The organism is Lentzea albida (assembly GCF_900111005.1).
Lineage (GTDB): Bacteria > Actinomycetota > Actinomycetes > Mycobacteriales > Pseudonocardiaceae > Lentzea > Lentzea albida.
Genome location: NZ_FOFV01000001.1, coordinates 1,071,867 through 1,093,639 on the forward strand (window position 1 = coordinate 1,071,867; position 21,773 = coordinate 1,093,639).

22 protein-coding genes, 1 tRNA gene and 1 other RNA gene are annotated in these 21,773 nt (G+C 70.3%); 17 read left to right on the forward strand and 7 right to left on the reverse strand.

All coding sequences use genetic code 11. The features are described 5' to 3' along the window. Positions 1-26 precede the first annotated feature (26 nt). From cobC to BMY74_RS05235, 3 genes are read left to right on the forward strand one after another with little or no spacing between them, the layout of a single operon-like run. Positions 27-1,022, forward strand: a complete 996-nt coding sequence (gene cobC / locus BMY74_RS05225) for an Rv2231c family histidinol phosphate aminotransferase CobC (RefSeq protein WP_089910046.1) — start codon at positions 27-29, stop codon at positions 1,020-1,022. After that, the gene (locus BMY74_RS05230) at positions 1,019-1,843 is read left to right on the forward strand and encodes a Nif3-like dinuclear metal center hexameric protein (RefSeq protein ID WP_245785895.1); all 825 of its coding nucleotides are present in this window, start codon (positions 1,019-1,021) and stop codon (positions 1,841-1,843) included. The genes cobC and BMY74_RS05230 overlap by 4 nt, the downstream gene beginning before the upstream one ends. Beyond that, positions 1,840-2,577 (forward strand): zinc ribbon domain-containing protein, encoded by a 738-nt coding sequence (locus BMY74_RS05235; RefSeq protein WP_089910049.1) that lies wholly within the window; start codon positions 1,840-1,842, stop codon positions 2,575-2,577. Before BMY74_RS05230 ends, BMY74_RS05235 begins: the two co-directional genes overlap by 4 nt. A gap of 66 nt (positions 2,578-2,643) precedes the next feature. On the opposite strand, the gene BMY74_RS05240 is transcribed toward BMY74_RS05235, so the two are convergent. From BMY74_RS05240 to BMY74_RS05250, 3 genes are all read right to left on the reverse strand, one after another. Continuing rightward, on the reverse strand, positions 2,644-3,087 hold the full coding sequence (locus BMY74_RS05240; RefSeq protein WP_143091448.1) for a hypothetical protein: 444 nt from the start codon (positions 3,085-3,087) through the stop codon (positions 2,644-2,646). 30 nt (positions 3,088-3,117) lie between these two features. Then, positions 3,118-4,320, reverse strand: coding sequence for a hypothetical protein (locus BMY74_RS05245; protein ID WP_089910056.1), 1,203 nt, complete (start codon positions 4,318-4,320; stop codon positions 3,118-3,120). A gap of 115 nt (positions 4,321-4,435) precedes the next feature. After that, positions 4,436-4,521, reverse strand: a tRNA-Leu gene (locus BMY74_RS05250). Positions 4,522-4,586: 65 nt separating this feature from the next. Between BMY74_RS05250 and BMY74_RS05255 the strand changes: the two genes are divergently transcribed. Then, on the forward strand, positions 4,587-5,672 hold the full coding sequence (locus tag BMY74_RS05255) for a bifunctional RNase H/acid phosphatase (RefSeq protein ID WP_089910572.1): 1,086 nt from the start codon (positions 4,587-4,589) through the stop codon (positions 5,670-5,672). Between the two features lie 2 nt (positions 5,673-5,674). Here the strand turns inward: BMY74_RS05255 and BMY74_RS05260 are convergent, their stop codons facing one another. The 3 genes from BMY74_RS05260 to BMY74_RS05270 all read right to left on the reverse strand — a co-directional run bounded on the left by BMY74_RS05260 (position 5,675) and on the right by BMY74_RS05270 (position 7,689). Next, entirely contained in the window at positions 5,675-5,965 is a 291-nt protein-coding gene (locus tag BMY74_RS05260; protein WP_143091449.1) for a hypothetical protein, read from the reverse strand. Between the two features lie 54 nt (positions 5,966-6,019). Continuing rightward, positions 6,020-6,943 (reverse strand): trypsin-like serine peptidase, encoded by a 924-nt coding sequence (locus BMY74_RS05265; RefSeq protein ID WP_143091450.1) that lies wholly within the window; start codon positions 6,941-6,943, stop codon positions 6,020-6,022. Between the two features lie 224 nt (positions 6,944-7,167). Further along, positions 7,168-7,689, reverse strand: coding sequence for an NAD(P)H-dependent oxidoreductase (locus tag BMY74_RS05270; RefSeq protein WP_089910065.1), 522 nt, complete (start codon positions 7,687-7,689; stop codon positions 7,168-7,170). Between the two features lie 175 nt (positions 7,690-7,864). Between BMY74_RS05270 and rnpB the strand changes: the two genes are divergently transcribed. From rnpB to BMY74_RS05290, 4 genes are all read left to right on the forward strand, one after another. Continuing rightward, an RNA gene (rnpB, locus tag BMY74_RS05275) (RNase P RNA component class A) lies at positions 7,865-8,254 on the forward strand. 182 nt (positions 8,255-8,436) lie between these two features. Next, on the forward strand, positions 8,437-8,865 hold the full coding sequence (locus BMY74_RS05280) for a hypothetical protein (RefSeq protein WP_143091451.1): 429 nt from the start codon (positions 8,437-8,439) through the stop codon (positions 8,863-8,865). A gap of 109 nt (positions 8,866-8,974) precedes the next feature. Next, positions 8,975-10,099 (forward strand): threonine synthase, encoded by a 1,125-nt coding sequence (locus BMY74_RS05285; protein ID WP_245785896.1) that lies wholly within the window; start codon positions 8,975-8,977, stop codon positions 10,097-10,099. A 156-nt stretch (positions 10,100-10,255) separates the two neighbouring features. Then, a complete protein-coding gene (locus BMY74_RS05290) occupies positions 10,256-11,842 on the forward strand; it encodes a DUF6345 domain-containing protein (RefSeq protein ID WP_089910071.1) in 1,587 nt (528 codons plus the stop codon). Positions 11,843-11,891: 49 nt separating this feature from the next. On the opposite strand, the gene BMY74_RS05295 is transcribed toward BMY74_RS05290, so the two are convergent. Further along, positions 11,892-12,155 carry a hypothetical protein gene (locus tag BMY74_RS05295; RefSeq protein WP_245785897.1) on the reverse strand — a complete coding sequence of 88 codons (264 nt, stop codon included), beginning with the start codon at positions 12,153-12,155 and terminating at the stop codon, positions 11,892-11,894. Positions 12,156-12,580: 425 nt separating this feature from the next. On the opposite strand from BMY74_RS05295, the gene BMY74_RS05300 reads away from it, so the two are divergent. The 9 genes from BMY74_RS05300 to BMY74_RS05340 are packed head-to-tail and all read left to right on the forward strand — an operon-like array spanning position 12,581 to position 21,771. Further along, positions 12,581-12,859 carry a hypothetical protein gene (locus tag BMY74_RS05300; protein WP_177229566.1) on the forward strand — a complete coding sequence of 93 codons (279 nt, stop codon included), beginning with the start codon at positions 12,581-12,583 and terminating at the stop codon, positions 12,857-12,859. Between the two features lie 3 nt (positions 12,860-12,862). Continuing rightward, the gene (locus tag BMY74_RS05305) at positions 12,863-13,339 is read left to right on the forward strand and encodes a hypothetical protein (RefSeq protein WP_089910077.1); all 477 of its coding nucleotides are present in this window, start codon (positions 12,863-12,865) and stop codon (positions 13,337-13,339) included. After that, positions 13,314-16,175, forward strand: a complete 2,862-nt coding sequence (locus tag BMY74_RS05310) for an ATP-binding protein (RefSeq protein WP_089910080.1) — start codon at positions 13,314-13,316, stop codon at positions 16,173-16,175. The genes BMY74_RS05305 and BMY74_RS05310 overlap by 26 nt, the downstream gene beginning before the upstream one ends. Then, a complete protein-coding gene (locus BMY74_RS05315; RefSeq protein ID WP_089910082.1) occupies positions 16,172-18,040 on the forward strand; it encodes a hypothetical protein in 1,869 nt (622 codons plus the stop codon). Before BMY74_RS05310 ends, BMY74_RS05315 begins: the two co-directional genes overlap by 4 nt. A gap of 12 nt (positions 18,041-18,052) precedes the next feature. Beyond that, positions 18,053-18,649 (forward strand): hypothetical protein, encoded by a 597-nt coding sequence (locus BMY74_RS05320; RefSeq protein ID WP_089910087.1) that lies wholly within the window; start codon positions 18,053-18,055, stop codon positions 18,647-18,649. Positions 18,650-18,651: 2 nt separating this feature from the next. Beyond that, the gene (locus BMY74_RS05325) at positions 18,652-19,656 is read left to right on the forward strand and encodes a C40 family peptidase (protein ID WP_089910090.1); all 1,005 of its coding nucleotides are present in this window, start codon (positions 18,652-18,654) and stop codon (positions 19,654-19,656) included. An 18-nt stretch (positions 19,657-19,674) separates the two neighbouring features. Further along, positions 19,675-20,148, forward strand: coding sequence for a hypothetical protein (locus tag BMY74_RS05330; protein ID WP_089910093.1), 474 nt, complete (start codon positions 19,675-19,677; stop codon positions 20,146-20,148). Further along, positions 20,145-20,339, forward strand: a complete 195-nt coding sequence (locus BMY74_RS05335; RefSeq protein ID WP_030481005.1) for a hypothetical protein — start codon at positions 20,145-20,147, stop codon at positions 20,337-20,339. The genes BMY74_RS05330 and BMY74_RS05335 overlap by 4 nt, the downstream gene beginning before the upstream one ends. Positions 20,340-20,373: 34 nt before the next feature. Next, positions 20,374-21,771 (forward strand): RNB domain-containing ribonuclease, encoded by a 1,398-nt coding sequence (locus BMY74_RS05340; RefSeq protein ID WP_425434818.1) that lies wholly within the window; start codon positions 20,374-20,376, stop codon positions 21,769-21,771. Positions 21,772-21,773: the final 2 nt, after the last annotated feature.

The following is a 21,773-nucleotide window of genomic DNA, read 5'->3' on the forward strand; positions in this document are numbered from 1 at the left end:
TGGGCCGGTCGCCTAGAATCCGCGCGATGACCAGCCCAGACCTGCGCCACCACGGTGACGTCGACGCCGCACCGGGCCTCGCCGACTTCGCCGTCAACGTGCGGGTGCCGCACCCGCCCGATTGGCTGCGCGAACGGCTGGCCGCGGCGCTCGGCGAGCTCGGACGTTATCCCTCGGTACCGGCTGAAGAGCGCGCCCGTGAGGCGGTCGCACGCCGTCACGGGCGCTCGCCGGACGAGGTCCTCCTGCTCAACGGTGCCGCCGAGGGCTTCGCGCTGCTGCCGAAGCTCGCGCCGCGCCGTGCCGCGATCGTCCACCCCGGCTTCACCGAGCCCGAGGTGGCGTTCCGCGACGCCGGCATCCCCGTCGAGCACGTGCTGCTCGACGGCGACTTCCGGCTGCGTCCGATCACGACCGACGCCGACCTGGTCGTCATCGGCAACCCCACGAACCCGACGTCCGTGCTGCACGAGGCCGCCGCGCTCAAGGAGCTGCCCGGCAGGCTGGTCGTCGACGAGGCGTTCATGGACGCCGTGCCCGGCGAGCCCGAGTCGCTCGCGCACGACCCGGACGTGCTGGTGCTGCGCAGCCTGACCAAGACCTGGGGCCTCGCGGGCCTGCGCGCCGGCTACTTCCTCGGCGACCCGGAGACGCTGCGACGGCTGGCGCACGGCCGTCCGCATTGGCCCGTGGGCAGTCTCACGCTCGAAGCGATCACGGCGTGCTGCGAGCCGTTCGCGCTGGAGGAGTCCGCGCGGTTCGCGCTGGAGGCCGAACAGCACGCCGCGTACGCGTTGGAGCAGCTCCAAGACCTCGTCGTCGTTGCCCCGAAAGGGCCGTTCCTGCTGATCAGGGCGCCGCGCGGCACGCGAGAGGCGTTGCGGGACAAGGGGATCGCGGTCCGCCGCTGCGACACGTTCCCCGGACTGGACGACACGTACCTGCGGGTGGCGATCCGGCCGCCGGAGGAGTTCGCGGTGTTCGTGGACGCGCTGCGGGTAGTGATGGAGGAACTGGCGTGAAGCTCGCCGACGTGATCGCGGTCCTGGAGTCCGCGTATCCGCCGAAGACCGCCGAGTCGTGGGACGCGGTCGGCCTGGTCTGCGGTGACCCCGGGGAGGAGGTCACCAGGGTCCTGGTCTGCGTCGACCCCACGTCGTCCACAGTGGACGAGGCGCTGGAGGGCGGCGCGCAGCTCCTGCTCGCGCACCACCCGCTGCTCCTGCGCGGTGTCAACGGGGTTCCGGCCGACGAGCCCAAGGGGGCGTTGGTGCACAGGCTGATCCGGGGCGGCGCCGCGCTGTACTGCGCGCACACCAACGCCGACAGCGCGTTGCCCGGCGTCTCGGACGCTCTCGCGCAGGCCATCGGCCTCACGGTCACCGGCCCGCTCGAAGCAGGCGAGGAGGGTGGCACCGGCATCGGCCGCATCGGCGAGCTCGCGGCCCCCGAGCCGCTCAGCGCGTTCGCCCAGCGGGTGGCCGACGCCCTGCCCGCGACCGTGCAGGGCGTGCGGGCCGCGGGAGACCCGGACCGCCCGATCAGGCGCGTCGCGGTGTGCGGCGGAGCGGGCGACAGCTACCTGGCGACGGCGAAGCGAGCCGGCGTCGACGCCTACGTGACGGCCGACCTGAGGCACCACCCGGCCAGCGAGCACATCGAGTCCGGCGGGCCCGCGTTGGTCGACGTCGCGCACTGGGCCAGCGAGTGGCCGTGGTGCGAGCAGGCGGCGGAGATCCTGCGGTCGGCCTTCGGCGGTAGGGTCGACGTACTCGTCTCCACTCGCCGGACCGATCCGTGGACCGTCGGTGCGACGAGCACAGCAGCAGGAGGACTTGCGTGAAAGCCGATCCCGCAGTGCAGCGCAGGCTGCTCGACCTGGCCGAGGTCGACGCCGAACTGGCGCGCGTCACCCACCGTCGCCGCACGCTGCCCGAGATCGCGGAGATCACCGAGGTCGAGCAGCTGGTGCGCACCAAGCAGGACGCGCTGGTGGCCGTCGAGACGACGCTCACCGACCTCGACCGCGACGTGAAGCGCCAGGAGACCGAGATCGACCAGGTCCGCGCCCGCGGCGAGCGCGACCGCAAGCTGCTGCAGTCCGGCTCCGTCGGCGCCAAGCAGCTCACCGACCTCGAGCACGAGCTCGCCACCATCCAGCGCCGCCAGGGCATCCTCGAGGACGACCTCCTGGAGCTCATGGAACGCCGCGAGGCCGTCGAGGCCGACGTCTCCTTCGCGAGGGTCGAGCTCGACAAGGCCAGCGAGAAGCTCGAAGACGCCAAGGGCCGCCGCGACGCCGCCCTCGCCGACCTCGAGGCCGTCGAGACCAGGCGCACCACCGACCGCTCGACGATGGCCAAGGGCTTCCCCGACGACCTGCTGAAGCTCTACGACCGCCAGCGCGAGCAGCGGGGCATCGGCGCCGCGCTGATCCAGTCCCGCCGCTGCGGCGCGTGCCGGATCGAGCTCGACCGCAGCGCCGTCGCGAAGGTCAAGGAGGCGGCGGCCGACGAGGTCGTGCGCTGCGAGGAGTGCGGCGCGATCATGGTCCGCACCACGGAGTCCGGCCTGTAGGACGTTCCGGGGATGAGGGGCTGCCCGCGGTGAACTGGATTCCCAGTCCGACTTCCGGGGACCAGCTCACTCCTCGGCGATGATCGCCGACCACGACGACCCCTCCGCGCGGTTGTCGAGCACCTCCATCAACGAGTCGGTGAGTGGCACGGACCGCACGGTCTCCAGCACCTCGGCGACCTGTTCCGGTGTGCCCGCTCCCTCGGGCAGCCCGGTGCCGTCGACCCACGACACGGCAACGGCGGCCCGCTCGCCGAACGTGATCACCTCGGTGAGCGGCACCAGCACCTGGAACGGCAGGTCTGCTCCGGCCAGCCGCCGCAGCACCTCGGTGCGGCGAGGCAGCGAGGTAGCGTCCAGCGGTCGCCGACTGACCCGGACGGCGGCGACACCGGGGATCAGCAGCACCTCGTGGATGGTGCCGTCGGGTGCGACGACGGCGTTGTCGAGCGGGGTGCCGGGCAGCAGTGCGGAGGCGACGTCCAGCAGGTGCGGGGCGGGCTTGATCACGTCCGGAATCTGCAACGCGAGTCTTCGTCGCTACCCGCGGTAGACGTTGGCGCGGTGCCAGGTGAAATAGCCCTCGGAGCCGGTGCGGTGTGCTCCGCAGGGCCGTCCGTCCAGCTCGTTGAGGTGGTCGTGCAGCCGCCCGCGCAACCCGTGCTCGAACCAGGCGCGGACGCGACCGGTGTCGTCCACGGTGACGTGGCCGGACTCGAACAGGCTGTCGCACCCGAACGTGCAGGCCAGCATCGCCACATTGGTCAGGTCGTTGCGTTCGTCGTCGGTGCACAACGATCGCTTCTTGATGTGCGCCGCGACGAGGAAGTCCCCGGGGAAGTCATGCCCGCACAGGTCGCAGGGAGCGACGGTCCGGCCGCCGAGCAACACCCTGCGCAGCTCCCGCTGTTCTTTGCGGGTCGTGACCTGCGCGCTGCCGTCGAGCACGGCGAATTTCCGCACGCGCACCGGGAACTTCGCCTCGTGCAACGTGACGACGGCCGGCCGGAGCGAGATGGCCGTGCCGGGAACGGTCGCCAGCACGGCCCCGACGAACGAGGACCGGTGCCCGAGCTCGTCGACGTTGACGAGCACCGACCCCTGCGCGTGCAGCTTCTCCAGACCGGCCTCGACGTCGCGAACGTCGACCCATGTCCCCTCCGGCGACCTGTCGGTGCTCACCAGCACGCGCTTGTCCTCGACCGCGACGATGGTGTTCACACTGCCGGTCAGCGTCTCGATCGGATCCCCGATGAGCGACCGCAGCAGTGCCGACGCGTCCGGCGCCTCACCCCGGCTCGCGCGTCGTGCCAGGTCCGCGGCGAGGCAATCGGCGTCGTCGGCGGCGTAACCGGGCACCCGCAGCCGGAGCCGGATCTGCTTGGTGGCGTTGCCGTCCTGGTTCCGGCCGACCTTCCCCTGCGCGCGGCCGAGGCTCCTGCGCAACGCCTCGACGTCGGGCGTCGCCGCCAGCACGACCGGCGCCTCGACGATGGTACGTTCCGCCTCGGGCAGGTGCCTGGCCGGCGCGGAGTCCACGACTCCGCTCACCAGCACCGCGCCGCGCTCGCGAAGCCGGCGGAGCAGCAGCTCCAGGGCGAGGTTGTACTGGTGGTTGCGGCCGTGCGGGCTCCCGATGACCTTGCCGCCGGCGCTCTTCATGACCAGCGCGAGGTGGTCGCCGTCCGGCTCCACCTCGAACTCGGCGTTGAGCACGGCACCGGCGTCGTCTGTTGCGCGCATGCCTCCATCATCGGTGCCCGTGGTGAGCGGGTTACCGCGAGTGTGCGCCGGAACCTGCAACGCGAGAGGGCGGGTGCTCGTGGTGAGCACCCGCCCTCTCGCGTGTGGATAAAGCTGGTGTCCGAGGGGGGACTTGAACCCCCACGCCCTTACGGGCACTAGCACCTCAAGCTAGCGCGTCTGCCATTCCGCCACCCAGACTGATGTGAACAGAATACAGGGTGCCAGGAGGGGTCTGAACGCGGGGTTACGATCGGCCCGTGAAGGTGATCGTCGAGGCGGATGGCGGCTCGCGGGGCAACCCCGGACCTGCTGGTTACGGTGCGGTCGTGCGCGACAGGCTCAGCGGCGAGACCTTGGCCGAGCGCAAGGGGTTCATCGGGGTCGCGACCAACAACGTGGCCGAGTACCAGGGGCTGATCGCCGGGCTGCGGGCCGCGCGGGAGCTCGGTGCCGAGGTCGTCGACGTGCGGATGGACTCCAAGCTCGTCGTCGAGCAGATGTCCGGGCGCTGGAAGATCAAGCACCCCTCGATGCAGCCGCTCGCGCGGGAGGCGCAGGAGGTGGCGCGCGGGTTCGCGAAGATCACCTACGAGTGGATCCCTCGGGAGCGCAACAAGCAGGCCGACCGGCTGGCCAACGAGGCCATGGACGGCGAGGGCCGCCCCGAGGAGGCCGAAGAGCCTGCGGAGGCCAAGGCCGAGGGGGACAGGCAGCCGCACTGGAGCGGTGCGGTCGGGGAGCCCACGCGGATCATCCTGCTGCGGCACGGGCAGACGAAGCTGTCGGTCGACCGGCGCTACTCGGGGCGCGGCGACCACCCGTTGACGGACCTCGGGCTCGAGCAGGCGGAGAAGGCGGCGGCCAGGCTGTCCAAGTTGGACGGCATCGCGGCCGTCATCTCCTCACCGCTGCAGCGCGCGCACCAGACGGCCCAGAAGCTCGCCGACAGGATCGGCCTCGAGGTGGTCACGCACCAGGGCCTCATCGAGACCGACTTCGGCACGTGGGAAGGGCTGACGTTCGCCGAGGCGAGCGCGCAGGACCCCGAGGTGCACCGCCGGTGGCTCGGCGACACCTCGGTCACACCGCCGAACGGCGAGAGCTTCGACCAGGTGCACGCCAGGGTGCGCAGGGCGCGCACGGACATCATCGCGAGGTACGGCGGCAAGACGGTGGTGCTGGTCAGCCACGTCACGCCGATCAAGACGATGCTCCGGCAGGCGCTGGACGTCGGGCCCCAGTTCCTGTTCCGGATGCACCTCGACCTGACGGGCGTGTCGATCGCCGAGTTCTACCCGGACGGGCACGCGTCGGTGAAGCTCATCAACGACACCTCGCACCTCGGCTGACGTCAGCGCGACGAGGAACGGCGGCGCACCAGCAGCAGTACGCCCGCGGTGGCCGCTCCTGCCAGGAGACCGCTCACCAGCACCGCGACGCTGGGCCCGGCGGTCATGTCCTTGGGGCGCGCGTTGCGCATCTCCTCCTCGGTCCAGCCCGAACCCGGTGACGAGGACGGCAGGCTGGTCGAGGTGGGCTGGGACGCGGCCGGCTCGTCCGGGCCGCCCAGCAGCAGGAAGCCTGCAACGCCCACCACCAGTGCGGCGGCCGCCGCGGCCAGGACGATGTGGAGCAGCTTCACGGTCATCCCTCCCGAGGGGCCGGGCGGACCGCTCCGCCCGGCCGGTGACCAGGTCTAGCCGTTCATGAACGTGCGGTACAGGTTTCCTTCGACGGCGTCCTCGAAGTACGGCGAACGCAGGTTGCCGAAGATGTCGTTGTTGCTGGTCACGCCGTGGACGTAGCCCAGGCCGGTGCCGTTGGCGTTGTCCTGGAAGTCCGTCAGCCACGGGCCGCCGCTGGAACCGCCCTGCAGGCCGCAGCTCATCGTGATCTGCCGCGGGAAGAACACCGTGGCCTGTTCGGACGGGCCCACGCAGTTGTACTGGGCCTGGCAGCTCTCCTTGTCGCAAGGGTAGCCAATGACGGTGTGCGTGCGGTTGAACGGACCGCCCACGCGGACGCCGTTCGCCACGCCCACCGCGTCGACCAGCCGCTGGCCACTGCCATTGGTGCCCATCAGCGCGAACGCCGAGTCGTAGGCCCAGGAACCGTCGTCGGTCCAGCCGCGCAACGTGGTGAGGTTGTACGCCTCGAACGTGCCGAACGGCCTGCTGTTGTGGTGGTAGTCCGGCACGAAGAGCCAGTTGTTGTGCCAGTTGCCGCCGTCGCCCTCGTGCACGCAGTGCCCGGCGGTGGACACCATGTTCCTGGCCGGGCTGTTGACGACGCTGCCGGAGCAGACCCACGACCCGCCGGCCGAGTCCTTGTAGAAGACCTTGCCCGCCACCCGGGTCCGGTAGATCGACGTCCCGACGTCACCGTGGGCCGAGTACGGCTCGGCCAGCTTCTGGTCGGCCTGTGCCCGCGCCTCGCGCCGCGGCGCGTTCGGGTCGCCGTCGACCACGTGGTCCGCGTTCTTGGCCTCGGCCATCCGCTCCGGCGTCCAGTACTCGGCGGCCGCCCTGGCCTCCGCGGCCGAGATGCGGTGCTCGACGACCTGAGACGCGCGCGCCTCCCAGGCCTCGGTCGCCCCGGCCGTGCCGGTGAGGCCGCTCACGAGCAAAAAGGGTATAGCGAACAGAACTCTCTTCTTCACCGTGCGCACACCTTTCCGGGGTGCAGCAAACAGAGCACGCGAAGAAAGCGGCACATCGCCGCGCGCGTGCGAATCCCCGCCCCCCAACGGAAGAACTCCCCAGAGCCGGTCGAACGGACCGGCGCGTTCTCGACCGTAGCGTCAGCGGTCAGGGGATGTCGAGAGCGAAAAGGCCAAAACGGACGTCAGCTCACCCGGCGCAGACGTGGCGTCAGCGCCGTCGTGAACCGGTCGGCCGCCGCCTCCAGGGCCGCGTTCGCCGCGGGGGTGCCCACGTTCTTGTCCAGCACGAACTCGCCCCGCACCACCTGGTCGGCGCCCTTGGCGGCGAGCAGCGGGTGCAGCGCGTAGTCCATCGCCACGAGGAAGCCCTGGCTGCCGCCCGTCGCCAGCGGCAGCACCGCGCGGCCACGCAGCGCCTTCTTCGGCAGCAGGTCCAGCAGGGCCTTGACCAGGCCGCTGTAGGCGGCGCGGTAGACGGGCGAAGCGACCACCACGCCGTCCGCCGACAGCACGCCGCTCACCGCGTCCGCGATCTCCGGATCGCGCAGGTCCTCGGTGAGCAGCGACAACGTGGGCAACGCCCGCACGTCGAGCAGCGCCACGCGGTGCCCGGAGGCCCGCAGGTGGTCCTCGACGTACGACACGACGACCCCGGTGGGCGCGGAGTGGGACGGCGCGCCGGAGATGATCAGCAGATCGGACATGACGAGGCACTCCCGAGGTCGCGGACTGAGGACGACAGACTCACGGAAGGCAACAGAGGCTTGCTGCCACGCGGCCGTAGTCGACGTGGCGACGTCGTGTCATGGCTGAAGTCAACCAACGTCCGCACCGGTGGACAACCGGTTCCAGACGCTGGGATATCCTGGTGAGCGCGGATGAGTCGGCAGGGCGGCCGCGGCGCGTGAGCGTCGAGGAAAGTCCGGACTCCACAGGGCAGGGTGGTTGTTAACGGCAACCAGGGGTGACCCTCGGGACAGTGCCACAGAAAGCAGACCGCCTCGCTTGTCGAGGTAAGGGTGAAACGGTGGTGTAAGAGACCACCAGCGCCCCAGGTGACTGGGGCGGCTAGGTAAACCCCACCCGGAGCAAGGCCAAGAGGGCACCGGATCGCAAGAGAAGGTGCCTGCGTGAGCGTTCGAGGGCTGCCCGCCCGATGCTCGCGGGTAGGCCGCTAGAGCCTGTCGGCGACGGCAGGCCCAGATGGATGGCCGCCGACTGGGACCTCGGTCCCACGAACAGGATCCGGCTTACATGCCGGCTCATCCGCCTTCGCCGACCGCCTCGTTCGGCCCACCTTCCGGAACAGCGTGGAAAACACGATGAAGAGGTCTGCTGTCGCCGACATCACCGGCGCCACGTGCAAGACCGGCCACGGTGGCGGCCTGCAACCGCGGTGTCGAGCAGCGCATGGCCGATCCCCACTGCGGAACGGCGTGAGGGAGGGATTCGTGCCTGAGCAAACGTCACCACCGTGGAAGATGCGGTGGAGCATCGGACTCCTCGGTGACTTCCTGTGGATGAACCTGCCGGAGTCCCGTCCGTTCTTGGCGGAGCGGATCGCGGCCGAGGTCGGGGAGGCGATCGAACTCGACCGGGAGCTGCAGCCCATCCAGCCGATGGACACCGCTCGCGACGTGTTGTGGTATCCGCTGATCCAGCCGGCGCTCGATGCGCGGCCGAGGGACGAGGAGTGGGTGGCCCGGCTGTTGCGGGTCGTTCGAGAGGCGTGGGAGCTGGAGCCTCCTCCGTGGGAGGACACCAGGTACGGCCTGCGCGTGTACGTGCTGGAGAACCTCGACGTACCGGACTGCCTCCCGATCGTCGAACGGCTCGAACCGGCGCTGTACGCCGTGATCAGGAGCGAGATCGGTTCCTAGCTCCACAGAGGACGGTGCCTCGGGGGTTCTGGTGTTCACACCCGAACAGCTACCTGTGTTAGTCCGTTCGGGTGTGATCGGTACGAGTGATTCCTGTATTGATGGACGTGTGCTCTCCCATCTGGAATGTGCTCGCTGCGGTCTGCGTCACGACGCCGACCGGCCGCAGAACCTCTGCCGAGAGTGCGCGTCGCCGCTGCTGGCTCGCTACGACCTCAGTGACATCGGCAAGCCCACCGGGGACAACAGCCTCTGGCGCTACCGGGACGTCCTGCCGGTCCGCGAGCTCGATCCCACCTTCAGCCTCGGCGAGGGCATGACCCCGCTCGTGCCGCTGCCCGCGCTGAGCCGGGCGCTGGACGCGAAGGTGCTCATGAAGGACGAGTCGCTCGTCCCGACGGGCTCGTTCAAGGCCCGTGGCGCGGCCGTCGGCGTGGCGCGGGCCAGGGAACTGGGCATCGAGGGCATCAAGATGCCGACCAACGGCAACGCGGGCGCCGCCTGGGCCCTGTACGCGGCGCGCGCCGGTCTGCGCAGCGTCATCGCGATGCCCGAGGACGCCCCGCTGATCACCCGCGAGGAGGTCCAGGCGAGCGGCGCCGAGTTGCGGATCGTGCCGGGCACCATCGCCGACGCCGGCAAGGCCCTCGCGGACGTCGACCTCTTCGACGCGTCGACGCTGCGCGAGCCGTACCGCATCGAGGGCAAGAAGACGATGGGCTACGAGATCGTCGAACAGCTCGGCTGGCGCGTCCCCGACGTGATCGTCTACCCGACCGGCGGCGGGGTGGGTCTGATCGGAATCCACAAGGCGCTGCAAGAGATGCGCGAGCTCGGCTGGATCGAGGGAGAGCTGCCGCGCCTCGTCGCCGTGCAGTCCACGGGGTGCGCGCCGATCGTCAAGGCGTTCGACGAGGGCAAGGCGGAGTCGACCTTCTGGGACGCCGCCTACACCGACGCGTTCGGCATCAACGTCCCGAAGCCGTTGGGGGACTTCATCATCCTCCAGGCCATCAGGGAGACCGGTGGCACGGCGGTGGCGGTGACCGACGAGCAGATCGCCGCCGACCGTGCCGAGACCGCGCGCCTCGAAGGCGTGTTCCTCTGCCCGGAGGGCGCCGCGACGATCAGCGCCGTCCGGCACCTGCGCGGGACCGGGTGGCTCGAGGCGGACGACGAAGTGGTCGTGCTGAACACCGGAGCGGGCATCAAGTACCCATCTCTCCGCCTCTAGGTCCCCCACTGCCCCAAGGGTGTTACAGAATTTCGGCCGTTCGAGTGGTGCGTTGCCCGCGCTTGTCCACTCTCGGTATCACCAGGAACAACGCCAGATCCTCCTGTCAGACGGTCGGCCCCTGCAGCCGGCCGTCCCCAAAGGGAGGGAAGAGACATGCAACGCAAGCTGACGGTCGTGCTGGCCCTGTCCAGCCTCGTCACCGCCGGAGCGGTCGGTGTCGCGACCGCCGACGTCTCGGAGTTGCCCGTCTACGGGGTCACGAGTTCCGGTCTCGACCAGGAGCAGGCCCAGCAGCTGCAACGGGCGTTCGGACTCAAAGACGTCCAAAGATCCGAGTCCGGCGCGGTGTCCTTCGCGGACGAGCAGCGCTACCAGTACCTGCCGACCGTCGACAAAGGACAGGGCAGACCCGACGAGGACGGCAACGAGACCACGCAGACCGCGCTCGACACCGAGGCGCTCAAGCGCATCAGGACCATCTCGACGGAGGAGGCCACCAAGCGCGCGCAGGAGGGCCTGAGAGCGGCGGGCGTGCTGCCCGGCAACGCGTCGCCCACCGCGCAGCACACGACGTTCGAACTCGCGGACCCCAACGGGCGCAACGCACTCACGGCCAACCTCGACACCAGCGTGACGTACACGTTCCAGCTCGGCGGCATCCCGCTGGAGGGCGAGGGCGCCAACATCCGCGTCTCGTTCGACGCACAGGGCGTGACGGCCGTCAGCCACGCCGCCCGCACCTACGACAAGGCCGGCACGGTCAAGGTCAACGACCTCGCGTACGGCGCCAAGCTGTGCCAGAAGTACCTGGGCGCCTCGGTCAAGGCGGAGGCGAGCTACGTCTACGTCGCGGCGCCGCTGGAGGACAAGACCGACAAGGTCGAGCCCTCGTTCCGCTGCACCGGCCGCAACGACGACGGCGGCGCGCCCCAGGCCATCACCCTGCCCGCCGCGGTCGGCGCCGAACTGCCGCAGCCGGGGCCCGGCCAGGAGCCCCGGCCGCAGGCCCAGTTCAAGGTCCAGGGCGCCGGCACGCAGGTCGGCAGCGAGGGCACCGGCAACTGCGCCGGCCTGCCCAACACCGCGGCCAACATCGGCACGTTCAACACCGAGGCGGGCAACCACGGCATCACCCGCCAGTTCAGCTGGCTCGACGGCAACGCCTGGGAGAGCGACTTCAAGGACCCGGCGTTCGCGGGCGGTGACGACACGAACTGGGCCGACGACGTCGACCTCACCTACTGGCAGGGCCACGGCAGCGGCACCGGCTTCTACTTCACCGGCTGCTCCAACCACACCGACGACAAGCTCGCGAACACCGACGCCCGGTGGGGCCAGAACGACGTCGAGTGGATGAGCCTCTTCACCTGCCAGGTCCTGGAGGACTCGACCGGCGGGCAGACGTGGGCGCAGCGCTGGGGCCAGGCCTTCCGCGGCCTGCACCAGATCAACAGCTTCACGACCGTCAGCTACAACTCGGCCAACCACGGCGGCAAGTTCGGCCACTACATGTGGCGCTCGCCGTTCCTGTGGTGGAACAACCCGATGAAGGTCCGCGACGCGTGGGCGCAGGCCAGCATCGACACCCAGCCGGCGTCGGTCCGGTGGGCGACCATGGGTGTCTACCTGCCCGCGTCCGGTGGGCTCGGCAACTACGACGACTACTTCTGGGGCAAGGGCTCGGTCGGTCCCGACTACGCCTCGACCGGTTGGTTCTGGCGGATCTCCGGCACCTCGTGACCCGCTGATCCACGCGGATGAAGCCCGGTGGCCTCGCGGTCGCCGGGCTTCAGCGGTTCGCCGGACGCCCCGACGGCATCCGCAGCACCGGCCGGAACGGCTCCCCGCCGTTGTAGAGCTCCTCCAACTCCGTCACGTACGCCAGCACCGCCGGATTGACGATGTCGGCGAGCGAGCGGACCCCCGCCTGGGGCTCGTAGGAGGAGAGGTAGGTGGCCGCCGCACGTGCCCGCTCCAGCACCGACCGGTCGAAGTTGATCGTCCTTTGGACCCGACGCCGGGATTGCGCGCCTTGCCCGGTAGGCTCGTCCACGCCTGGAGCACTAGGGGAGGCTGTGATTCCGTCCACACTTCCGTCCGGCACGAGGTCAGGTTCGAGCATGGGCGAATCTCCTCGGGGTCGTCGCTCCGGCGCGCGCCCGCGGTGTCCGTCCCGGGGCTCGCGAACCGGCCGATCAGGGCGTTCACATGGGTGCGCACGTGCGCATGTTTGAGACGCACGCACTGTGGGTGACCAGGGCGTTCGCAGTCGGGTGAACCTTGCCAGCGACGGAGAGAATCTTGATCCGGGTGTTCCCCGCTGACCTCTGCTCGGTGATGATGTGTCGGCCAGATTAGACGTAATTCCTCCCAGGGGGAACGGCCAGATGATCTACAGCCCGCTTCACTTGCCCCACACGCCGTGACGAACTCGTGTTCTACTCGTAGCGCTAGCCCCCGCGCACTCTGGAGTACCTAATGATCGCCATGGACCTGGTGACACTCGCTCAGCAGCAGCCGACGGTGCCGGGCACAGGCAATGTCCGGGACTGGATCCTGGACAACATCGTCCCGCTCCTGCTGCTGACCGTCGCGCTGCTGCTCCTCTGGCTCGGCGGTGGCAAGGGCGACAACGCGGGCGTGATGCGCCGCCTCGGTGGCGTGATCGTCGCGCTGGCCATCATCGGCCTCGCCGTCACCACAGACGCTGGCGCGAACATCGGCCAGTGGCTCGCCGGTTTGTTCGTCGGAGGCTGACACGTGCGGGTCCGCACCGACGACGAGGTCTACCGGGTCGACGCCGTCTGGCTCGGCCCGCCCAAAGCGACTTTCCCCTGGCGCGCGCGATACGTCGCGTGGGGCGTCGGGATCGTCGTTTTCCTCGTCGTACTCACGATCGAGCGGCAGGTGGGCGTCGGGTTCGGGTTCTTCTCGACCGCGTGGGCCCTCGTGGCGACGATCATCCTGACGCGCTTCATCACCCAGCGGATCAGCCATGAACGGCCCCTCACGGCGGTCATGTCGATGTGGGTCCGCGAGCTCACCGCACCTCGAGAACGCACGGCCAGCACCGGCGGAGCGGCCAGCGCCGCCCGGATCCGGGTCAGCCCGCAGCGGCCTCGTCCCAAGTTGAGCAAGAAACAACAACGACGGGCGAGACAGCAGGCCCAGCCCCGCCGGACGTCAGCCAGCCGTAAGAAGGAGGTTCGCGGTGTTCGGACGCCGGCGAGACCGTGACCGTCGCTCCGCCCAGCACATCGCCCAGCACGCCGCCGCCGACCCGCGCGACCGCGACCGGGCCGCCTATTCGAAGCGCGGCCGCCGCCTGCCCGGCGAGCAGGCCGTGCCGAGCTACACGCCGTCGATCAGCGCCCGCAGCATCGACGGTCACCTGCTGCGCACCGGCCAGGAGGTCTACGCCTGGTACCGGCTCGCGCCGCAGCGCTGGTCGTTCCGCAGCGACTCGCAGCGCCAGGACCTGATCGCCGCCATCGCGGGCCAGTACGCCGAGCTGCAGGGCCGCTGGATGCACCTGCGCGTCACCACGCGGCCGTACCCGATCCGCATGTGGGCCGAGGCGCACGTGCACAACGCCGTCAAGCGCCTGCCGGACACCCCCGGCACGCTGTCGTTCGACGACTACATGGTCGGCGAGCAGCAGCAGCTCATGGGCCGCTCGATGGCGGAGAAAGAGGTCTACCTGGGCGTCCAGGTGCAGACCCGCAACATGATGGACCGCGCCGTCGAACGCGCCGCCCCCGTGCTGCGCAAGGTCTTCCCGGACGCCGTGGACGCCGAGCTCGTCGCGCTGGACTCCGAGGTCGAGCACCTCGACCAGGTCATCGGGTCCGCCGGTCTCGAAGGCCGTCCCGCGACGGCCGAGGAGATGTCCTGGCTGATGCACCGGTCGTGCTCGCTGGGCCTGCCCGCGCCGCGCAACCTGCCCGCCGTGCCGGGCGCCGCCTGGGAGCCGGAGGACCTGGCGTCGTTCACCGACGCCGCGGACTTCCACCAGGAGCCCTACTCGCCGACGGTGACCGTGCGCGGCCGCACCGGCTCGAACGCGGGCATCAAGCGGCACGTCGCCGTGCTCACGGTCGGGCTCATGCACGGCCTGCAGATCCCCGAGGTCGATGACCCGTGGGTGCAGCGCGCCGACCGGCTGCCGGCGAGTGTCGAGTGGTCCGCCCGCATCTACGTCCGCAGGCCGGAGGAGGTCTCGGGCGAGCTGTCGCGGCAGATGAGCAAGGTGCGCTCGCAGGTCCGCCACTACACCGACGAGCACGAGCTGGAACCACCGCAGTCGCTGGCCCGCCAGGCCGGGCGCGTGCTGGAGATCGACGACGAGATGACGTCGGGCTTCACCGCGCTGGGCACCCGGGTGCGCTCGTGGTGGCGCCTCGCGGTGAGCGGCCCGACCGAGCGCGAGGCACTGCGCCTGGCCCAGTCGTTGCTGGAGCTGTACAAGCCGAAGGTCGCGATCGAGCACCCCGAGGCCCAGTACGCGATCGCCCGCGAGTTCATCCCCGGCGAACCGCTGTCCAACGGCGCTTACCTGCGCCGCGGCAGCGTGCTGTGGGCCGCGAGCGCGGTGCCCACGGCGACGGCCGAGGTCGGTGACCGCCGCGGCATCCTGCTCGGCGAGACCGTCACGGCCACGCGCCGCCCGGTCGCGTGGGACCCGTGGATGGCGCAGGAGCTCCGCGACGCCTCCGGTCTGACGGCCATGGTCGCGGGCCTCGGTGCCGGCAAGTCGTTCCTCGGCGGCGGCATGGTCTACAAGACGCTGCGCGCGGGCGCCCACTGGACCCTGCTCGACCCGTCAGGACCGCTGTCGGCGCTGTGCGAACTGCCCGAGCTGCGACCGTACGCGCGTCCGATCAACCTGCTCAACGCCCAGCCCGGCATCCTCAACCCCTACCGGGTGGTCGCCGAGCCGATGATCGAGCACTTCCTCGACGAGGACGACCCGGAACGGGCCTGGCGCCGGGAGAAGGCACTGGCGGCGGCGACCCGTCGTCGTCTGGTGCTGGACGTGCTCACCGGCCTGCTGCCGTTCGAGGTCGCGAGGCTCCCGCAGACGCGCATCGTGCTGCTGCGCGCCGTCCGCACGGTCGGTGGCCGCTTCGACGCCCACCCCGGTCTCGTCTTCGAGGCGTTGCGCCGGGACGCGTCCGAGCACCACGAGCACGCGGTCGTCGTCGCGGACTTCCTCGACGAGATGCGCGAGCGCATGTCGTTGCTGATCCCCGAGGACAACCACGACCCGTACAACGAGCAGCGCGACGACCGGCTCACCGTCCTCACGATGGCGGGCCTCAACCTGCCGAAGGACGGCGTCGGCCGCGAGCACTGGACCGACGCGGAGTCGCTCGGCGTCGAGATGCTGAACCTCGCCGCCTGGCTCACCCAGCGCTCGATCTACGACCGGCCGAAGGACCTCCGCAAGGGCGTCTGGATCGACGAGGCGTTCTTCCTCTCCGAGGTCCCGACCGGTCGCGTGCTGATGAACCGCTTCGCGCGTGACTCGCGCAAGTGGAACGTCCGCGTGCTGCTGTCGTCCCAGATCCCCGCCGACTTCCTGAAGATCCAGGGCTTCGTCGCGCTGCTCGACTCGGTCTTCGTCGGCCGCCTCGACGACGACCAGGCGCAGGCCGACGCGCTGCGGCTGCTCAAGGTGCCGGTCGGCGCCGGGTACGAGCAGGTCGTCGCGTCGCTCGGCCGCCGTCCCGGTGGCGAGCGCACCGCGACCGAACGCGACCGGGCGCCCCGCCAGTTCATCTTCGGCGACGGTGCTGGTGGTGTGGAGCGGATCCGCATCGACTTCAGCGGACCGCACCTCGAACACCTGCGCACCGCCCTCGACACGACGCCCGACGCCAAGCGCGACAACGGCAAGGGCGAGCTCGTGCCGGTGGACGACCAGCCCGCGGCGCCGCAGCCGCCCGCCTACGTGCCCGACGAGATCGACGACGAACTGGCGGCGGACATGGAGCTCGGCCTGACGGAGGAAGAGGCCCAACTGGTGGGCCACGGTGACGGCCCGAACCGCCACCGGGACGGCGGCGCATGACCGCGCTGACGATCGTGCTCGCGATCGCCGCCTTGCTCTGGGCGAGGCGGCGGTTCGCGCTGCGCACGTCAGCACGCACCAGGTCGGTCGGCCTCGTGGCGGCCATCCTGGCGCTTCAGGTGGTCATAGGTGCCCCGATGGCGCACGCCCAAACCTGTGGCGAGGCACCGAACCCGGAACGGCCGGGCGCGGGCATGGTCGGCGCGCTCGACCCGCCCGTCGGCAACGGCCTGCCCGGCTCGCCGTACCTCGAGTACGGCTACGCGGGCATGGTCTGGCACAACTACAACGCCAAGTGCAACGTCCTGCCCGACGCCAACGCCACGCTCGACACGTGGGCGGGCAACGAGCTGTTCAGCATCGGCAAGAACATCGTCGGCGCCACGAACGCGTTGCACTACACGGTGATGGGCCGCGGCCTGCTGGTCCCGCTGGACGACGCCGTGAAGAACGGCGTGCAGAAGGTCTACGACAACGTCTACCTGCGCTGGTTCGGCCTGGTGGCGCTGATCCTCGCGATCCTGATGTTCCGGCAGATCTGGACCGGCGACTTCGCCACGATCTCCAAACGCGGGCTCTGGGCGCTGGCGGCCATGTGGCTCGCGACGTCCACCCTCGCGCTACCGCAGTTCTACAACCTCCTGGACAACACGCTGGTCTCCAAGACGTCGGAGATCCAGGCCGGGTTCATCGAGGCACCAGAAGAACAAGGCACGCTCCACGTACTACCGACGAAACTGCACGACGCCGTCGTCTACCAGAGCTGGCTGCGCGGCGCGTTCGGCACGCCCGAGGCACCGCAGGCCGCCGAGTACGGCCCGCGCATCCTGAAGACGCAGGCGTGGACCACGGCCGAGATCGCCGAGGGCAAGGACGGCGACCAGGCCGCCTTGGACGCGAAGAAGTCCGAGTGGAAGGCCCTCGAAGCCCAGCTCGGCACGGCCAAGGGCTACTTCGACGGCACCGACGGCAGCCGCACCGGCGCGGGATTCCTCGCGCTGCTGCAGTCGATCGCGTTCTCGCTGTTCCAGCTGTTCGCGAAGGCCGCCGTGCTGCTCGCCCAGCTGTTGCTGCGCATCCTGACGCTCGCCGGTCCGCTCATCGGTCTCGTCGCGCTGCTGCACCACGACCTGCTCCGCAAGGTCGCCCGCGCGGCCGCCGTGACGGTGTTCAACGTGCTGGTGCTCGCGGTCCTCGCGGGTGTCCACGCGTTGCTGCTGCAGGCGATCTTCAACGCGACGGGGCTGTCGTTGCTGACGCGCACGTTGCTCGGCCTGATGTTGACGCTCGTGTGCTTCGTGATCGGCAAACCGTTGCGGCGCATGTGGCAGATGGTCGAGATGTCCGTCGGCTCCGCGTCCAACGTCCTGCCGATGAGCGGGGGCGTCTGGTCCAAGATGATGGGCCGCCGGAAGCAGGCCGGCCCGACGCCGCAGGACGAGTTCTGGGAGTCCGTGCGCGAGAACGACGGCGAGGGCGCGGACGTGCCGCAGCGCGGCCGCGGCCGGATCCGTCCCGAGGCGTCCAGCCCGGTCATGGCGACGGCGCAACGGCTCGACCGCGACGCGGTGCCGGTCCAGATCGTCAACGGCGGCGACTCCTCCGCGCCGGTGCGAACGGGCGCGCTGCCCGCCGGATCGGGTCCGGCGGCGCTGCCGGTGGCCCGGTCGCGCGTGGTGGACAGCCCCACGGTCACCGACCGGCAGTGGGACAGGGTCGACGACGCGGTGCTCGTGCCGTCGCGCTCCAGCGCCTACGCGGCTCCGGTGCAGGAACCCCGCAGGGCCGAGACGGAAGTGGTGGCAGGACGCCCGGTGCACGTGATCTACCGACCGTCACGCGGTTTCGAAGTCAGGGACAACTGAAGGGAGGCGTAGGTGCCGATCCGGACCAACCGCGGCCGCGCCGCGGTCTACCGCAGGCTGTGGGGATGGCCGCTGCGTTCCCCGCGTCACCTGGCCGCGTCGATCATCATCTTCGTGGTGGTGGTCGTCGCGCTCGGCGTGATCATCCCCAGGGTCCTCGACCGCAGGCCGGCTGACCCGAACGCGGCCGGTCAGCCCTCGACGTCGTCGCAGGGCACCCAGGTCGGGCAGCTGCCGTCGAGCGGCGCCTCGCTGCCGACCAAGCAGCCGGCGCCGTCCAACTCCGCGAAGGCGGCACCGCCCGCCGTCGACGCGCAGCTCACCGCCGAGCTGTGGGCCGAGACGTGGATCAAGCCGCCGCCCGGCAACGACGTCAACAAGTGGCTCAAGGAGCTCGAGGACTACACGACCCCCGAGTTCCTCGCGCAGATGGCCACGATCGACCCGAAGAACGTTCCCGACAAGCTCGTCGACAAGGTCAAGGCGGTGAAGTCGACGACGTCGTCCATCGACTACGAGGTCACCACGAACCTCGGCAAGGTGCGCATCACCCTGGTGAAGGCACCGGACGGCAAGTGGCGTGTGAACAGCTACACGAAGGCGGACTGACCATGCGCGTGATGTTGCTGATCGGGGCGCTCGCCATGATCGTCGTGATCGCCGTGGCGACGTCGGGTGTGTCGCAGGTGGTCAGCAACTCCACGAACCCCGCCGTGGGCGGGAACGTCATGAAGATGAGCTGCAACGCGGCCATCGGGCCGTGGACGATCAAGGGCGGCGAGGCCAAGGGCCAGGCCGACGCGGCCCGCCTCAACGAGGAGCAGCGCAACATCGTCGCGCGCATCATCTCCATCGGCCAGGAGCGCCAGCTGCCGCCGCTCGCGTGGCAGATCGCGATCCAGGCCGGCATGACCGAGTCGGGCCTGCGCCCGCTCAACTACGGCGACCGCGACTCGCTCGGCATCTTCCAGATGCGCCCGTCGATGGGCTGGGGCACCCCGGCCCAGGTGATCGACCCTACGTACGCGATCAACAAGTTCTACGACGTGCTGCTGAAGGTGCCGGACTGGGAGAACAAGCGGCCCGGCGACTCGGCGCAGGCGGTGGAGCGGTCGGCGTTCCCGGACCGCTACCACAACTGGGAACCCATGGCGACGTTCCTGCTGAGCGAGCTGGGGCAGATCAGCGACCCGGCCGGCTGCGGTTCGGGCGCGGGGGAGTTCCTGCTGGCGTCGAACGCGGCGGGCATCGCGATCGAGTTCACCAAGCAGCAGCTGGGCGAGCCGTACCTGTGGGGCGGCAACGGCCCGGACGCGTGGGACTGCTCGGGCATCCTGGTGAAGGCCTTCGGCGCGGCGGGCGTGAGCATCCCGCGCGTCGCGAACGACCAGTACGAGAAGGGCGGCGCCCACCTCCCGGTGCGCGACGCCCAGGCAGGCGACCTGATCTTCTGGGCGACCGACACGTCGAACCCGCGCACGGTGCACCACGTGGCCATGTACCTCGGCGGCGACGAGTACATCCACGCACCTCAAACGGGTGATGTCGTGAAGATCAGCAAGATCAACTGGGACTATTACGAGTTGATGCCGCTGGCCGTCCGGCCGGGCGTGTAGATCGCGGGGAGGCGCTGCATGTTCAACCACGACCCCATCCCGAGGCCTTCCGGACCGCCCGCGTCGAGCACTCCGGTGCGTGACTACATGGCGGCCGGTGCTCCGGGGGTCTCGTCCGACTACGTGGTGATCCCGCGGGCGTTGGCCGAGGCGATGCCGTTGCCGTTCCAGCAGCACCTGGTGCACCTGCTGGCCGACTTCCACCGCACGTACGGGCACCTCAAGTGGCCTGTCTACCGCGTGGTGCCGTCCCGCTACGAGAAGCTCGCGGACCTCGACGAGGAACAGCTGGCCGAGGTCGGCGCGATCATGGAGATCGACTCCGACGGATCTCTCGTCTACCGCGACCGCTCCGGACGTAAGATCGAGAACGCCGAAGACCGCACGGTGCTGGTCTCGTGTTTGGACCCGATCCCGTCGGAGTACGCCAACGCCAACCAGTCGACGCCGCCGCGGGGATTCCCGGCGCCTTTGGGAGGCGAACGCGTATGAGTGACAGCAGCGGGTGGTACTTCTGCCTGACCCACCAGACGGTGGAGCAGGGCAAGGGCTGCAAGGGCCCGGACCGGATGGGCCCGTACCCGGACGAGGCCACCGCGGCCCGAGCCCTGGAGATCGCCAGGGAACGGACGAAGGCGGCCGACGAGTCCGACAAGAAGTGGCGCGGCGACGACGAGGACTGATCTTCGGACTTAGGCTGTGCGGGTGCTTTCCCAGGTGATCCGCACCGGCCGTGCCGACCTCTCGTTCGACGGCCTTCGCTCCGAGTTCAGCCTGCCCTCGTCGTTCCCGGCGGAGGTGCTGGCCGAGGCCGAGGCGGCGGTCTCCCGTTCCCCGGGAGACCGCCCCGACCTCACCGCGCTGCCGCTGGTGACGATCGACCCGCCCGGCGCCAAGGACCTCGACCAGGCGCTCTGCGTGGAGCGCTCGGGTGACGGCTTCGTCGTGCACTACGCGATCGCCGACCTGGGCCTCTTCGTGACGCCCGGCGGGCCGTTGGACCTCGAGGTCCGCCGCCGCGGCCAGACGATCTACCTGCCCGACGGCAACGTCCCGCTGCACCCGACCGCGCTCTCCGAGGGCGCGGCGTCGTTGTTGCCCGGCGTGGTGCGTCCCGCCGTGCTGTGGACCTTCACGTGCGGCGCCGACGGCATCCCGTCCGACGTCGAGGCGCGCCGGGCCCTGGTCCGGTCGACGGCCCAGTTCGACTACGCCACCGTCCAGGTCTCGTTCGACGCCGGTGACCCGCACCCGTCCGTGGCCGCGCTGGCCGAGTTCGGCCCGCTGCGCCGCGCGCACGCCCTCTCCCGGGGTGCGATCGAGCTCCAGCTGCCGGAGCAGGAGATCGAGCAGGACGGCACCGGCTGGAAGCTCGTGACCCGCCCGCGCACGGCCGTGGACTCCTGGAACGCCGAGATCTCCCTGATGACGGGCATGGCGGCCGCCTCGATCATGCTGGAGGCGCGGGTCGGCATCCTCCGCACGCTGCCGGACCCCGACGCCGCCGCCGTGGCGTCCCTGCGCCGGTCGGCCGCCGCCCTGGACGTGAAGTGGCCTGCCGACCTGTCGCCCGGCGCCTTCCTGGCCGGACTCGACCCCGCCACGCCCGAGGCACTGGCGTTGTTCACCGACGCCACCCGCCTGCTGCGAGGCGCGGGCTACACGGCGTTCAACGGTTCTGTGCCCGAGGTCGTGACGCACGCCGGTGTCGCAGCTCCCTACACGCACGTCACCGCACCTCTGCGGCGGCTGGTCGACCGTTTCGCCACCGAGGTCTGCCTGGCGGTGACGGCGGGGGAGGAACTGCCGTCGTGGCTGGCCGAGGCCCTGCCGCAGCTGCCGTCGCTCATGGGGTCGTCGGACTCGCTGGCGTCGAAGGTGGACCGCGCGGCCACGGACCAGGTGGAGGCCTGGGTGCTGGCCGGACGTGCCGGGCAGGAGTTCGACGCGGTGGTGCTGCGGGCCGGCGACGACGAGGCCGAGGTGTTCGTGGCGGAGCCGCCGATCCTGGCCAAGTGCGCGGGTGAGCGGCTGCCGGAGGGGGAGCGGATCCGGGTGCGCCTGGTGGAGGCGGACCCCGTCGAGCGCAAGGTCCGTTTCGCGGGCCCGGTGTGACC